Origin of the sequence: Brevibacillus sp. HB2.2 (assembly GCF_013284275.1) — a bacterium.
Taxonomy (GTDB): Bacteria; Bacillota; Bacilli; order Brevibacillales; family Brevibacillaceae; genus Brevibacillus; species Brevibacillus brevis_D.
Window position 1 is genome coordinate 25,473 of the sequence record NZ_JABSUV010000013.1, and the last position, 12,935, is coordinate 38,407.

Sequence of the window (12,935 nt, forward strand, 5' to 3'; positions counted from 1 at the left end):
AACGGACGCCTGTTAACCGTCCGCTTGTAGCTTGTTCAACTTATCAAGGTCGATATCCGTACATACTGAAAACAAACAGCAAGCATAGATAGATAATCGCTGCGGGTACAATGGTAAGAGAAATGAGAAACCGTTTCTTCACACCGTTGGCATTTCGAAACAGCCAAAAGTAGATGAACAGCAGGATGAGAAGAAATGGGACAAAATAAAAGCCGAGCATGAGTCCCACCCAATCCGAGTTGGTTTCCCAGAACTTCTCTGGCACGGGCACCCGATGATATTCACTATATATCTCTTCTTTACGAGAGATAAATAGGTAAGATAGCACGAGATAGTAACCGAATATAACGAATTTCAGCCAAGGCTTGATCTGTTTCGCGGCGAGTGTTATGGAAAAAACGATTCCCAGAATAAACCATAATGCCATGTATTTCATCTGGATCCCTCCTACGAAGGATTATAGGGATCCGTCCTGTTGGAGATAAGTACCAACTTTTTTTGGTACCTCACCCTCACGTGATTACAAGAGTCGACAAAATTTGGAATCCTTCCTATAATAGACTTGTCAAACAACACGGTATGCGGGTATCTTTGCATATAGAAAGCTCACTACCTGTAGGAGATGGTCACGATAACGTACGCTCTTTCGTTTTTACTGTCGTTTTGTATCGTTATGGTGCTGATTCCGCCTCTGGCTAAATTGGCATTTCGCCTTGATTTTGTGGACAAGCCACGTAAAGACGTGGAAAGAAAAATTCACCGGGAGCCTATCCCCTTGACCGCCAGCTACGCTATTTTTGTCGGCTTTGCTGCATCGTTTTTGCTCTTCTCGAAAGAATCGACTGGGCAAACGATCGCTGTTCTGTCAGGCTCACTACTGCTGCTGATTATCGGTACCATTGATGACTGGTACAAAACGCAAGGCAAGGATTTTTCCGCCCTGCCCAAGCTGATCGTCCAAATATCAGCCGCTGTGATTGTCTACTTGTCGGGTATTACTTTTTCCGGCTTTTACAATCCATTGAGTGGCGAATACATACTGCTCCCGCAATGGTTGCAGTTCATCCTGACCATCCTGTGGATTTTCGGGGTAACGACGGTCATCAATTTTTCGGATGGCATGGACGGTTTGGCTGGAGGGCTTTCCGCGATCTCCGCAGGCACTCTCTTCGTAGTCGCTTTGGTAAAAGGACAAAGCACATCTGCGATTATGGCCATCAGTCTGATCGGTGTTGCCCTGGCTTATCTGCGGTACAACAAGCCGCCGGCCAAAATTTTCATGGGAGATGCAGGCGCGACCTTTCTGGGCTTTATCTTGGCGGTTATCGCGTTGGATGGTGCTTTTAAGCAGGCAACTGTTCTCTCCTTGTTCATTCCGATTTTAGCACTCGGTGTGCCGATTTTTGATAATCTGTTTGTGGTGACCAAGCGCTTCCTGCAAGGAAAGCCGATCTACCAAGCAGATGCCAGTCAGGTTCATTATCGCCTGCTGCGTTCTGGACTCAATCCAAAACAAGTCGTCACCTTCCTGTGCTTGATCAGTGTTTGCTTTAGTCTGACGTCTATTATCCTGCTCCTGCTTGGAGTATAGTTATTATCGGTCACAACGAAAAATGCCGCTTGGGTCTAATCCCTGCGGCATTTTTTTATGAGTGATCATGCGAGGTCTCTCTTCGCTGTCGTGGTCGTCTGAAACGTCTGGAAGCCTGTCCGTTCGTACAATGCAATCGCGGGTTCGTTGTGAGTACCTGTGACGAGATACGGCTGCAACCCCTTTTCCAGCGTCTGGTTCACAAAAAAGCGGACAAGCTCTTTGCCGAAGCCTTTGCCTTGATGCACGGGATCTACGAATACATCGTAGACTTCGCCATGTCCTGTGATGATCAAGGAGCCTACAAATACTCCCTCATGCTCGAACAAATAAATGTCCTCCCTCATCTCACCCAGCAGCCAGCTTTTCCATGCGTTCATCGTTTTCTCAGGATAGTCTGCCAATCGGTATGGCTGAAGATCGATGCCTTTGCGCACCTCATAGTAGGCGTCACTCTGCGATTGAATGTACATATCCATATCAGACTCTGAAAATTTTCGTACGTCCAATGTCGGCGCAGGCCCGATCTCTCCTGTGTATTTCATCAAATGATGTCCCCAGATAGAAGCAAAGCCTCTCTTGGCAAAAAAATCAGCACCTTGCCCGTGGTCTGCCCGATAGGTAGCCATGACTGCCCTCGGCTTCTCCTCGTGCTGTTGCAGTTCCAGCCATAGCTGATCGAACAGCCGGGAGCCGATTCCTCGCTTTCGATGATCTGGTCGTGTATAGACGTATATTTCTGCTGTCCCGTCTTCTCCAGAGGAGTTCAAATCATATGTACCACAGCCGATGATTTGATCGTTTTCCTCCCAGATGAAAACCGTAGCTTTTTCCACGATATCAACAATCTCTTCGGTCCTCCAAAGCATGCCCTCGCCAATCATCGTCACGATTGTCTCTTTGTCATTGGATTGTGCTTGTCGTATCATCTACACACTCCTCCGCTCTCTTCCGCTAGCTCTGTTGGACGGTTGCTGCTTCTGCGGCTTTTTCCAACTTCTTGCGATGTTGCAGGCAAGCCTCGCACCTTCTGCTTTTTCGTCCGAAAGCCGTGTAGTATTTGCTTTTTTTGCAAGACCGGCACGTAATGTACAACGAGCTCGACAAATTGTAGTTCTCTTCTGGTGTGTTTTCTTTCAAGTGTACGGTCTTGTTGTATTTGATCAGTAAATGAGCTGTGTGGATAGCATCGACCAAGGCCGAGTGCAGCCTGCCCTCCTGGATGATTCCTGCAGTGTCGATCGCTTCTTTCAGACTCATCTGTTTGCGATCAGCCAAAAGCAGGCTAATTGGCGGCTGGATGTCATTGTAATTGCGCATCCAGTTGAAGTCCAAACCGAACCGTGCACAATGCTCGATCATCAGCCGCTTGTCGTCTTGCCCCCATGTGCACAGGTAGTATTCAGAATCGTTGCCAATCCACTTCAGAAATTCTGCGAATGCCCGGCGAAACGGGATAAAGGTTGGCATGTTCTCTTTATCGAGACCGATGAACTTACGCGTTCTCTCTGAGATTCGTCGCTCGATGGCTGGAAAGGTATAGCGCTGAAATGTGTCGACCTCCACGCCATTTTTTCCGGGCACGACTTTTGCCGCTCCGATCTCAATAATTTCCGGAATCTTGTCTCTCTGATAAGTCAGTGTCGTTTCAAGGTCAAAAACAATGATCTGCAAGCGTAATCACATCCTGTATGTATTGTCTCTATTATGGCTTGGATTGGGTACAGAAAGCAAAACAAAGACAAAAGCGGCTGCCTGATTGAAATGAAAAAGGATAAGAACCCATCGGATTCCTACCCTTGTTTACCTGTTTCGCTTGATGGTAACTCAATCTGCTGTGCGTACACTTATCGCTTGCTCATAAATGGCCTTTGCAACACGGGCGATGGTAAGTTCTGCGGCTTCTGTGTCAGTCACATCGCGTGATAAGGCAGTGATCGCAATCATCCCTTTTTCTTCGGGCAAATAAATGATGCCAGCATCATTGACGACTGCATTGACGGTCCCTGTCTTATGTGCGACCTTTGTTCCTTCTGGCAACAAGTACGGCAGACGGCTGTTGTAATGCTGACGTCGCATGATGTCTAGCATTAGCTCGCAGGAGGCTTCCTTGAGAATTTCTTTTCGCGCAATCATGATAAGCAAGCGGTTCAGCTCGGCTGGTGTCGCAACGTTATTGTCACGGGTAGGCATCGATACATCGTGGAGCAATTCGTAATTGCCTGACTCCTCCCGTCGCATGAACTCATCGAACCCCGCCTGCGAAGGTGCAGGCTCATTCATACCTACACAGTGGTTGAGGAGCTCCCAGCAATTATGCCGCAAGTGAATCTGCGAAAGACCCAGCTCATGCATGTGCTCATTCACCTTGTCGATGCCGCCGATCAGCTCGAGGATTTGGTCTGTCGCATAGTTATCGCTGACAATCGTCATTAGTGTCGCCAAGTCTTTGACCGTTAAGGCTGCTCCGGCATCCAGCTCTTGCAAAATGCCTGACCCCGGTACGCGATCCTCCCATTTCAGTGTCACACGCTGGTCGAGACGGATTCGTCCTGCTTCCACCTCGCGCATCATGGTGACCATGATCGGAATTTTGAATGCACTCGCCAGTTGAAACAGCTCTTCATCCAGATGTCCTGCTGTCTCTCCTGTTTCCAAATGCATAGCTGCGATTCCAAAAATACCGGGTGCTTCCTTTAGCACGTTTTCTACTGCTTGCTGCCATGTCATGAAAATTCCTCCCCCATCGCTCGCGAACGGCCCACACATGGATTTTCGTATCGGCCATTTCTTTTCAGCGCTATTATTCTTTGTATCCCCACTTGAAGTCGATGTAGCCCAAAGGATCGACCGTGATGCCCTTTACCTTTTCATTTTGCACCCATGAATTGACACTGGAGTACACACCCGTGACCGGCATTTCTTCCATCAGGATGCTCTCCGCTTCAACCAGATACTGATTGCGTTTGGCCTCATCTGGTTCGGCGTACGCCTTTTTCACCAGTTCTACGTACTTCTCACTAAACCAGAAGGTAGAGTTATTGGAGCTGTACTTCTCCATCATCAGCTCCAGGAAGTTGACGGAGTCGTTGTAATCTCCCGTCCAGCCTGTTCGGGAAATCATGTACTTCCCTTGCTCCTGATCGTCAAACATGACCTTTAATTCTTTGTTAATCAGCTTGACGTCCACACCGAGAGCTTGCTTCCATTGCGCCTGCAACGCTTCGGCAATCTTCTTGTTGAGGTCGGAGGTATTGTAAAGGTAGGTGATTTCGGGCAGCTTAGTGATCCCCATCTCCTTCATTCCTTCTGCCAATAACTGTTTCGCCATCTCCACATCGTTATCCTTGAAATATCCTTCCGGCTTTAGAGAAGCAGAAAGTGGGACGAAGCCCATCAAGGGAGTCTGTCCAGCCTGACCAATGTTTTCAGCAATGTCACTACGGTTGATCGCGTAGGCAAACGCTTTGCGGATTTTGCTATTCGTAAATGGCGGCTTCTGTGTCTGGAACAAGAGATAGTAGTTGGTCGCACGTTTCATGGTTTGCAGCTTGCCTTCGTCGCGCAACGGTCCAATGGCATCCGCAGGTAGTCCACTAATCGGGCCGCCTGCCCAATCCAGCTCGCCACTATTGAACAGCTCCAGCTCGGTATTCGTATCTTCGATCATGGAAAACTCGATTTCATTAAACTTCACGACGTCTTTGTCCCAATAGTGCTCGTTTTTTGCCAGCTCAATTTTGTTTTTATGCTGCCAATTCACCAGCTTGAACGGCCCATTGGTCACGATGGATTCGGGCTTTTTCGCCCAATCGGGATTGGCTTCTACCACCTTTTGATTGACCGGATAGTAGAAGGTCGCAAGTGTCAGGAAGTAAGGAGTGGGGTTTTCCAAGGTGACTTGCAGTGTCTTGTCATTGACGACCTTAATGCCGACATCCTCTGCTTTCGCCTTTCCTTCGTAAAAGGCGCGGGCATTTTTGATTGGATAGTACTTGTAGGCGGAGCCGCTGGCTGTCTTCGGATTGAGCACGCGCATCCAGCCGAAGGCGAAGTCTTGAGCCGTAACCGGGTCACCATTGCTCCATTTGCTGTCGCGTAAAGTAAAGGTGTACACCTTTTTGTCAGCCGATACTTGAATGTCGGATGCAACGGAATGGACTGGCTTGCCATCCTTGTCCAATCGAACGAGCCCGTCGTATAACGAACGGATGAAGGCACCAGAAATCACATCGTTGGACATGCCTGAATCAAGTGTTTCAGGCTCGGCAGCATTCATGTGCAACGTCTGCTCTACCGCACTCTGCACAGTTTCCTGCTGTGTTGGCGTTGGTTGCTGCTGCTTGTCTGGTGTGGTTTGAGTCGGCGTATTGCCGCTGCTACAGCCTGCAAATAGTACCGTAAGCAAAACGAAGAGACTCGTCATGACAACTGGTCTTTTCATGCTGTACCCCCTTGTTTGAGTCGGATATCTGATTATTGAATAAATATTCTGCAAATTCTATGCCATTCGTGTTTTCGGTTGTTCTTTTGTTGTTTTTATTCCCTGCTGAATACTTTTACCGGAGTCGGTCCGACAAGTTTCTACCAATAGTCTCTGTCACGCAAAAAAGAAGTATTCATCCTTGAATACTTCTATTCATTCGCGCATATGGGGGCTGTCCTCTCTAGCTTATTGCTGGTTCATAAATGGCTACCGCATCACATGACCGCCGGCAAAAAACGATCGGGACATGCTTTTGCTTCGCCAGCTTCTTTATATTTTTACTCAAGCTGTGACTCACGAAGTTAATAAAGACAAGAACAAGCTCCGTATCAGAAGGAATCGTCGCCTTCACATCGGATTTTTTGCGACCTGATACGTGATAGACATTCTGGAACCCTTTGTTCTGCAACAAGCTCTCGATTTCTCCTACCCGATCTCCTCCAACCACAAGGACGCCTGCCATAGTCCTTCCTCCTCTCTTTTTCCCATGCTTTTTCTTCTATTTCCCGGTCCGCGCTTGCGAAATCTTTGCCTCAGGCTTTTCCACCGGGAGTCTGTATTTTTCCGTTCGCTCAATCTGAACGACCTGTGAATCGTGAACCACAATATGTATGGAGCCGTATTCCAGACCGTCCAGTGCGCGTGCGATATTCTCAAACAAGAGATCATCTAGGGAAATCTCATTCTTTGCCACGGGGATCACCTTCCTCTTTTGTCAAAACTAATACACATTATCCCTACCGACTTAGTATGTTTTATAATCTGATAATACCCCTTGATCCCGACTGCTGTCAATGTCAAACAGTTTAGGCATCAAGAGGCTTTTCTCACCTCATTCTCCTTCGATTGACTTCATTCCCGTTACACCAAATGGCAGGCGACAAATCGGTCAGTGCTAACCTCACGAAAAGCAGGCATTTCCTGTCGGCAAATCTCTTTCACATACGGGCAGCGCGTGTGAAATTTGCATCCTGCCGGAGGATTCGCCGGACTTGGCATGTCTCCCTGCAGGACGATGCGTTCGCGCTTGTACTTTGGGATCGGGAGCGGCACAGAGGAGAGCAATGCTTTGGTGTACGGATGGAGCGGCTCCAAAAACAACTCATCACGAGGTGCCAGCTCCAGCAATGATCCCAAATACATGACCCCGATCCTCGTGCACAGATGCTCCACGACGCTCAAATCATGGGAAATAAATAAGTACGTCAGCTTCCTTTGCTCCTGCAGCTCTGCAAACAAATTGATGATTTGGGCTTGGATCGACACATCCAGTGCAGATACTGGCTCATCCGCGACGATAAAATCAGGTTTCATCATAATGGCTCGTGCGATACCGATTCGTTGACGCTGACCTCCCGAGAACTCATGCGGATACCGATCAACATGATAGGGCGCCAATCCACATAAATCCATGACCTCTAAGACTCTTTCCCTGACCTCCGCTTGTGGAAGCAGCCCGTGATCAAGCAGCGCTTCTCCCAGTGCTTCTCCGATTCGGACGCGCGGATTCAGCGAGCTGTACGGGTCTTGAAAAATATATTGCATCCGTGGACGCAATGCTCGGAGCTCTTGGCGATTTAAAGCGTGCACATCGATACCCTGGAAGCGGACTTCTCCCTCTGTCTTTTCCAAAAGGCGCAGGATGGTGCGACCTGTCGTACTTTTCCCGCTGCCGGATTCACCGACCAGCCCGAACGTCTCCCCTTTTTGAATCGAAAAGCTGACGTCATCCACCGCTTTAACCTGGCCGATCGTCCTGCCTAATAGCCCTCCGGTAATCGGGTAATATTTTTTCAATCGGCGCACTTCCAGCAAATTATTTTCCACGGGCGATCTCCTCCTCATACAGCCAGCACGCGACCTTTCTACCGTCTCCCCCATCACGCAAAGGCGGCTGCTTCACCCTGCAAATGGCCAAGCACTGATCGCATCGATCAAGAAAATAGCAGGCTTCACCAAGTGTCGTCGGATTCGGTACTTGACCAGGGATGGAATACAGCTTGGCTCTGCGTTGATTCAACACAGGCTTGGAGCGGAGCAAGCCTTGTGTATACGGATGCTTCGGCTCCTCAAACAGCTCGACGACAGGAGACACCTCTACCACTTTCCCTGCGTACATCACGACCACTTGATCGGCCATTTCCGCAACAACACCCAGATCATGCGTGATAAATAGAATCGCAGTTTGGGCTTCCTCCTTGATTTTGCGAAGTAGATCGAGAATTTGTGCCTGAATGGTCACATCCAAAGCAGTCGTCGGCTCATCGGCGATCAATAGGCGCGGATTGCAGGATATTGCGATCGCAATCATAATGCGTTGGAGCATGCCCCCGCTCAATTCATGGGGGTATGATTTTGCGATTTCTTTTGCCCGTGGGATTCCGACTAGCTCGATCAGTTCAATGGCTCGTGCTTGGGCTACTTTTTTGCTTAAGCCCTGATGCTCCATGATCGGTTCCATGATTTGCTCACCGATGGTCAGTACGGGATTGAGTGACGACATCGGCTCCTGAAAAATCATGGCCAGCTCATTGCCGCGGAGCTTGCGCATTTCTTCTTTGCTAACTTTTCGCAGATCACGGCCTGCAAACCATATCTCACCCGAAACGATACTGCCTACCGCCTCTGGGATTAGTCCCATCAATGACATGGCTGCCGCGCTTTTGCCGCAGCCTGACTCGCCTACGATGCATACGGTCTCTCCTTCATGGATACGCAGATCGAGGGCATCGACTGCTTTGACCACGCCTTGTTCGGACTTGAAGTAGGTGCTTACATTTTGGATTTCGACTAGAGCATTCATGCTTGGCTCACCTGCCTTTTCGTGTATTTGAAGGAGCTGTAGTGGAGAGGGAGAAGTGATTTCCAGTCTACGCTTCGGCCTACGCCCCGCAAGGGGTCAAGACTGCCCGCTTCGGAATAAATGGCGGGAGCGCTTCAAACGTAGAAGTTTCGGAGAAGTAGTCCATAAGTGAAGCTGAAATTCCCCGCCATTTTTTCCGAAGCTAGGATGGGCTCCAGAGGCGCTTGACTGGAAATCACTTCTCCCTACGCTGCTTTATTTTGAAAGTTGGTTCACCGGTGATATCAAAAACTCATCAACGCTTCTGCTTCGGGTCCAAAGCATCTCGCAATCCATCCCCTAGCAGATTGATCGAGATGACAGTAGCGAAAATAGCAATACCCGGAGGAACCCACAGCCACGGTCTTTTCTGAAAATCGATCAACGTGTTTGCCGCATCCATCATATTGCCCCATGTCGGCGTTGGCGGGACGACTCCGAGGCCGAAGTACGATAATACGGATTCGCTCAGGATCGCACCACCGACGTTCAAGGTGGCAACGACAATCAAGAGTGGTGTCAGATTGGGCAGCAAATGGAAGAACAGCTTGCGTCTGTCGCGCAGACCGAGTACTTCTGCCGCTTGCATGAATTCACTTTCACGCAGGGTGAGCATCTGGCTGCGGACCATTCGCGCCAAGCCGGGCCAGCCGATCAGGCTCAGCATGACCATGACGATGTAAATGCGATAGTCGGTCGGGATTTTCCACTCGGAGAGGACTGCGCCCATAATAAACAAGAGCGGCAGACCGGGAATAGTCATGAGCACATCTGCTACGCGCATGATCACTTGATCAACCCATCCGCGGTAAAAGCCAGCCAGTGCCCCGAGAAGGGCACCAATGGAAACGGAGAGCACCATCGAAGCGATGCCGACTGTCAATGAGATTCGGCCAGCCTGCATCAATCGCGTCAAAATGTCTCTGCCCAAGCTGTCCGTCCCGAGCCAATGGGAGAAGCTTGGCGGCTTGTTGATCATGGCCGTATTAATCTTGCCGGATGCGTACGGAGAAAAAAACGGACCGATGAAGCATCCCACTGCCATAACGAGTAAAAACACAAGTCCAACCATGGCCAGACGCTTCTTTTTCAGTCGCAAAAAAGCCTCGTGCCACAAGGAAGAACGCAACGTTACCTGCTCCGGTCTCGTCACCTCCGCTACTTCACTTACCGTTGATGCCATCGTATTCCCTCCTATTTCAACCGAACCCGCGGGTCAGCCACTCTGTACAGCAAATCAGCAGATAAGTTTCCGATGACGGTGAGAATCGCCAGGAACATCGTAAAGCCCATCAAGAGCGGGTAATCCCGTACAGAAAACGCCTGCATGTACAACTGTCCAACACCAGGCCAGTTAAAGATTTTTTCCGTGATGATCGCCCCACCAAACAAAGCTGGCAGCTCAAAGCCTAACAGTGTAATGGCAGGCAGAAGCGCATTGCGCAGCGCGTGCTTGTGCAGAACAACTTTTTCCTTCAGCCCTTTTGCCCGGGCCGTGCGCACGAAGTCTTGTTGAATGACCTCCAGCATGTTCGTGCGGAAATAGCGGGTCAGCGTCCCGACGCTCAGCAAAGTTAGCACCGTCACAGGCAAGAACATATGCTGAACCACGTCCCACGCATAGGTGAGCCCTGTTTCCTTGCTACCGATCATCATCATGCCCCCTGCCGGAAATAGCTTGGCATCGACGGCAAACAGCTTGATAAACAGCAGCCCAACGAAAAAGACAGGCAGCGACATCGCAGCAAAAACACCGATCGTCACGAGCGCATCGAACCAGGAATGCTGCCTTGCAGCAGACAGAACTCCGATTGAGATCGCGATCAGCCATGTAAAAAAGGTGGAGGTAATCGCCAGCAAAAACGAATTCCAGATGTAATCGTTTAGCAGCGACATCACCGGCTGTTGGTATTGCAGAGAATAACCAAAGTCGCCTTGGAGGGCGTTTTTCATCCAAATGAAATACCGTTCGACGACAGGCTTATCCAGCCCGTACATCGCTTTTAGCTCCAGCTTTCGTTCGGCTGTCAGCTTGAGACTCGTATCGACGAAATCACCGGGCGTTAGGGCATACAGGAAAAAAATTAAAATGGATGCGCCGAAGAGCGTCAATGCCATGTAAAAGACCCTTTTCAGGAAGTAGGACGTCATCGTTTGCCTCCTTTCATGCTTTGGGAAAAAAGAAAGCCCAGCCCCAGGGCCGGGCACAACATTCGTGAGTCAGTTACTCGAACTTGTTACTCGATTTTGATGCCAGGCAGGCTGGTCGAAATGCCCGTGAACGGATTCGGCTCCAAGCCCTTGATCTTGCCGTTGTGCGCAGACAAAATTTTGCGGTAGCCGAGGAGGATGTACGGTGGGTCATCGCTCAACTCTTTGTACAGGTCTTTGTAGATAGCTTTGCGCTTCTCGATGTCCAGCGTAGATAGACCTGCTTCCAGCAATTCGTCTACTTTGGTATTGGAGTAGCCATTCGTTCCGGTAAATCCGCTCTTGCCCTTTTTCGTCGAGAAGGCGTCTACACCGTCATCTGGATCGATCAGCATCGTGGTTGAGAACGAAGCGAGGTCGTGATCGCCTTTTTCCGTCCGCGCCAATACAGCGTTGTAGTCCATCATTTCTGCTTCAAACTGGATGCCCAGCTCTTTGTAGTTTTCTTTGGCAATCGGGATCAGAACTTCTCCCAGCTTTCCTTTTGTCGTGTAGTAATGAACGATCAGCTTTTGTCCGTCTTTTTCACGGATTCCATCCGCGCCAGGCTTCCAGCCTGCTTCATCCAGGAGCTGCTTCGCCTTTTCCGGATTGTAGGCGTACGGATTGACATCCTCCGTATAGGCCCAGGAAACAGGGCTGATCGGTACATTGGCGACTTGCGCGTATCCTTGGTAGGTCAGATCCAGAATCTTTTGGCGATCCAGTCCGTAAATGAAAGCTTGGCGGACGCGCTTGTCTTTGAAAAATGGCTTGGAATGATTGAACTTGATGTACGAATAAGCGCTGGATGTGTACAGATTGATATTCACGTATCCCAGCTCTTGCAGCTGCTCGATGTTATCCGAGTTGACGGTAAAGGAGTTGTAATCCATTTCCCCTGTCTGGATAAACTGTAGAGCGTCGCCCTCTGTCGTCTTGTAGATAAAGTGCTCAACTTGCGGCTTGCCCTTGTAATAGTGCTCGTTTGCGAGATAGCGGACTTCTTGACCAGGAATGTACGCTTCCAATGTATAAGGTCCAGCTCCCAATGGCTTGCCGTGTAAGGTGCGGAGATACTCCAAATTGCCTGGTTTGTACTCCTTGCCGTAGTACGCTTTGGAGAGCACCTGCCCGCCTAACAGGACAAGAGACTTGGCGTTCACTTTTTCCGTCGTGATCTGGATCGTCTGTGGATCAATCACCTTGATCCCTTCGATGGTGTTCGTTTTTCCTTCCTTGTATTCACGACCACCCTTGATACTTGCTACGAAAATGTCCGTTTCGCCGTCGTACGTTTTGTCGTGTAGAATCGTCAGTGTAAAGGCTACATCCTCTGCCGTCAGCGGTGAACCATCGCTGAATTTCAGATTCGGTCTCAGGTGGAACGTATACGTGAGCTGGTCAGGTGATACATCCCATTTTTCCGCGAGCTTGGGTACTGGCTTTCCTGTCGCATCGACATCCACCAGTGATTCGAAAATGGCTGAGGTGACGTTGCCATCGTAGCCGTTGTGGTAAAAAAACGGGTTAAACACGCCGCCCGGCTCTGTCAGTCCCGCAATGAATGTATCGGTCCTTTTGGCTGCTGCTTCCGGTAGCTTGGATAAATCCGTAGCCAAATTGATGCCGTCCTTTATGTCTTGCACCTTACTGGCAGCAGGTGCTGTTGCATCTGCCGACGGAGCTGCCGTTTGTGTCGAGGTAGCTGGTGCGCTGCCTTCTGAGCTGCACCCTGTGACCAGGAGCGTCCCTAGCAGTAAAGTTGAAATGATTTGCGAAAGCTTTTTTTTCATGGTGATCCTCCTTCATATGCGCTCACTCAG

General features: G+C 49.6%; 13 protein-coding genes. 1 reads left to right on the forward strand and 12 read right to left on the reverse strand.

All coding sequences use genetic code 11. The features are described 5' to 3' along the window. Positions 1 to 43: 43 nt before the first annotated feature. Positions 44 to 436 carry a hypothetical protein gene (locus tag HP401_RS11530; protein ID WP_015892854.1) on the reverse strand — a complete coding sequence of 131 codons (393 nt, stop codon included), beginning with the start codon at positions 434 to 436 and terminating at the stop codon, positions 44 to 46. Positions 437 to 622: 186 nt separating this feature from the next. Between HP401_RS11530 and HP401_RS11535 the strand changes: the two genes are divergently transcribed. Beyond that, positions 623 to 1,591, forward strand: coding sequence for an MraY family glycosyltransferase (locus HP401_RS11535; RefSeq protein ID WP_015892855.1), 969 nt, complete (start codon positions 623 to 625; stop codon positions 1,589 to 1,591). A 65-nt stretch (positions 1,592 to 1,656) separates the two neighbouring features. Here HP401_RS11535 and HP401_RS11540 read toward each other — a convergent pair whose 3' ends face one another. The 11 genes from HP401_RS11540 to HP401_RS11590 all read right to left on the reverse strand — a co-directional run bounded on the left by HP401_RS11540 (position 1,657) and on the right by HP401_RS11590 (position 12,905). Continuing rightward, a complete protein-coding gene (locus HP401_RS11540; protein ID WP_173605075.1) occupies positions 1,657 to 2,520 on the reverse strand; it encodes a GNAT family N-acetyltransferase in 864 nt (287 codons plus the stop codon). 25 nt (positions 2,521 to 2,545) lie between these two features. Next, positions 2,546 to 3,265 (reverse strand): 3'-5' exonuclease, encoded by a 720-nt coding sequence (locus HP401_RS11545; protein WP_173605076.1) that lies wholly within the window; start codon positions 3,263 to 3,265, stop codon positions 2,546 to 2,548. A 153-nt stretch (positions 3,266 to 3,418) separates the two neighbouring features. Then, positions 3,419 to 4,321, reverse strand: coding sequence for a serine hydrolase (locus tag HP401_RS11550; protein ID WP_173605077.1), 903 nt, complete (start codon positions 4,319 to 4,321; stop codon positions 3,419 to 3,421). A 73-nt stretch (positions 4,322 to 4,394) separates the two neighbouring features. Further along, complete coding sequence (locus tag HP401_RS11555; RefSeq protein ID WP_173605078.1) at positions 4,395 to 6,035, reverse strand: peptide ABC transporter substrate-binding protein; 1,641 nt, start codon at positions 6,033 to 6,035, stop codon at positions 4,395 to 4,397. A 223-nt stretch (positions 6,036 to 6,258) separates the two neighbouring features. Beyond that, positions 6,259 to 6,540 carry a DUF2325 domain-containing protein gene (locus HP401_RS11560; protein WP_015892860.1) on the reverse strand — a complete coding sequence of 94 codons (282 nt, stop codon included), beginning with the start codon at positions 6,538 to 6,540 and terminating at the stop codon, positions 6,259 to 6,261. 36 nt (positions 6,541 to 6,576) lie between these two features. Next, on the reverse strand, positions 6,577 to 6,771 hold the full coding sequence (locus tag HP401_RS11565) for a YezD family protein (RefSeq protein WP_173605079.1): 195 nt from the start codon (positions 6,769 to 6,771) through the stop codon (positions 6,577 to 6,579). A 167-nt stretch (positions 6,772 to 6,938) separates the two neighbouring features. Continuing rightward, positions 6,939 to 7,904, reverse strand: a complete 966-nt coding sequence (locus tag HP401_RS11570; protein WP_309145122.1) for an ABC transporter ATP-binding protein — start codon at positions 7,902 to 7,904, stop codon at positions 6,939 to 6,941. After that, positions 7,894 to 8,880, reverse strand: coding sequence for an ABC transporter ATP-binding protein (locus HP401_RS11575; protein WP_173605081.1), 987 nt, complete (start codon positions 8,878 to 8,880; stop codon positions 7,894 to 7,896). Before HP401_RS11575 ends, HP401_RS11570 begins: the two co-directional genes overlap by 11 nt. Positions 8,881 to 9,175: 295 nt before the next feature. Next, positions 9,176 to 10,102 carry an oligopeptide ABC transporter permease gene (gene opp4C, locus HP401_RS11580; RefSeq protein WP_015892864.1) on the reverse strand — a complete coding sequence of 309 codons (927 nt, stop codon included), beginning with the start codon at positions 10,100 to 10,102 and terminating at the stop codon, positions 9,176 to 9,178. A gap of 11 nt (positions 10,103 to 10,113) precedes the next feature. After that, the gene (locus HP401_RS11585) at positions 10,114 to 11,070 is read right to left on the reverse strand and encodes an ABC transporter permease (RefSeq protein WP_015892865.1); all 957 of its coding nucleotides are present in this window, start codon (positions 11,068 to 11,070) and stop codon (positions 10,114 to 10,116) included. An 86-nt stretch (positions 11,071 to 11,156) separates the two neighbouring features. After that, the gene (locus tag HP401_RS11590; protein WP_173605082.1) at positions 11,157 to 12,905 is read right to left on the reverse strand and encodes an ABC transporter substrate-binding protein; all 1,749 of its coding nucleotides are present in this window, start codon (positions 12,903 to 12,905) and stop codon (positions 11,157 to 11,159) included. Positions 12,906 to 12,935 lie beyond the last annotated feature (30 nt).

Bases quoted from the DNA above. Each gene is read 5' to 3' on its own strand.
- HP401_RS11530 (WP_015892854.1), bottom strand. From the start codon at position 436: ATGAAATACATGGCATTATGGTTTATTCTGGGAATCGTTTTTTCCATA.
- HP401_RS11535 (WP_015892855.1), top strand. From the start codon at position 623: ATGGTCACGATAACGTACGCTCTTTCGTTTTTACTGTCGTTTTGTATC.
- HP401_RS11540 (WP_173605075.1), bottom strand. From the start codon at position 2,520: ATGATACGACAAGCACAATCCAATGACAAAGAGACAATCGTGACGATG.
- HP401_RS11550 (WP_173605077.1), bottom strand. From the start codon at position 4,321: ATGACATGGCAGCAAGCAGTAGAAAACGTGCTAAAGGAAGCACCCGGT.
- HP401_RS11555 (WP_173605078.1), bottom strand. From the start codon at position 6,035: ATGAAAAGACCAGTTGTCATGACGAGTCTCTTCGTTTTGCTTACGGTA.
- HP401_RS11560 (WP_015892860.1), bottom strand. From the start codon at position 6,540: ATGGCAGGCGTCCTTGTGGTTGGAGGAGATCGGGTAGGAGAAATCGAG.
- HP401_RS11575 (WP_173605081.1), bottom strand. From the start codon at position 8,880: ATGAATGCTCTAGTCGAAATCCAAAATGTAAGCACCTACTTCAAGTCC.
- opp4C (WP_015892864.1), bottom strand. From the start codon at position 10,102: ATGGCATCAACGGTAAGTGAAGTAGCGGAGGTGACGAGACCGGAGCAG.
- HP401_RS11585 (WP_015892865.1), bottom strand. From the start codon at position 11,070: ATGACGTCCTACTTCCTGAAAAGGGTCTTTTACATGGCATTGACGCTC.
- HP401_RS11590 (WP_173605082.1), bottom strand. From the start codon at position 12,905: ATGAAAAAAAAGCTTTCGCAAATCATTTCAACTTTACTGCTAGGGACG.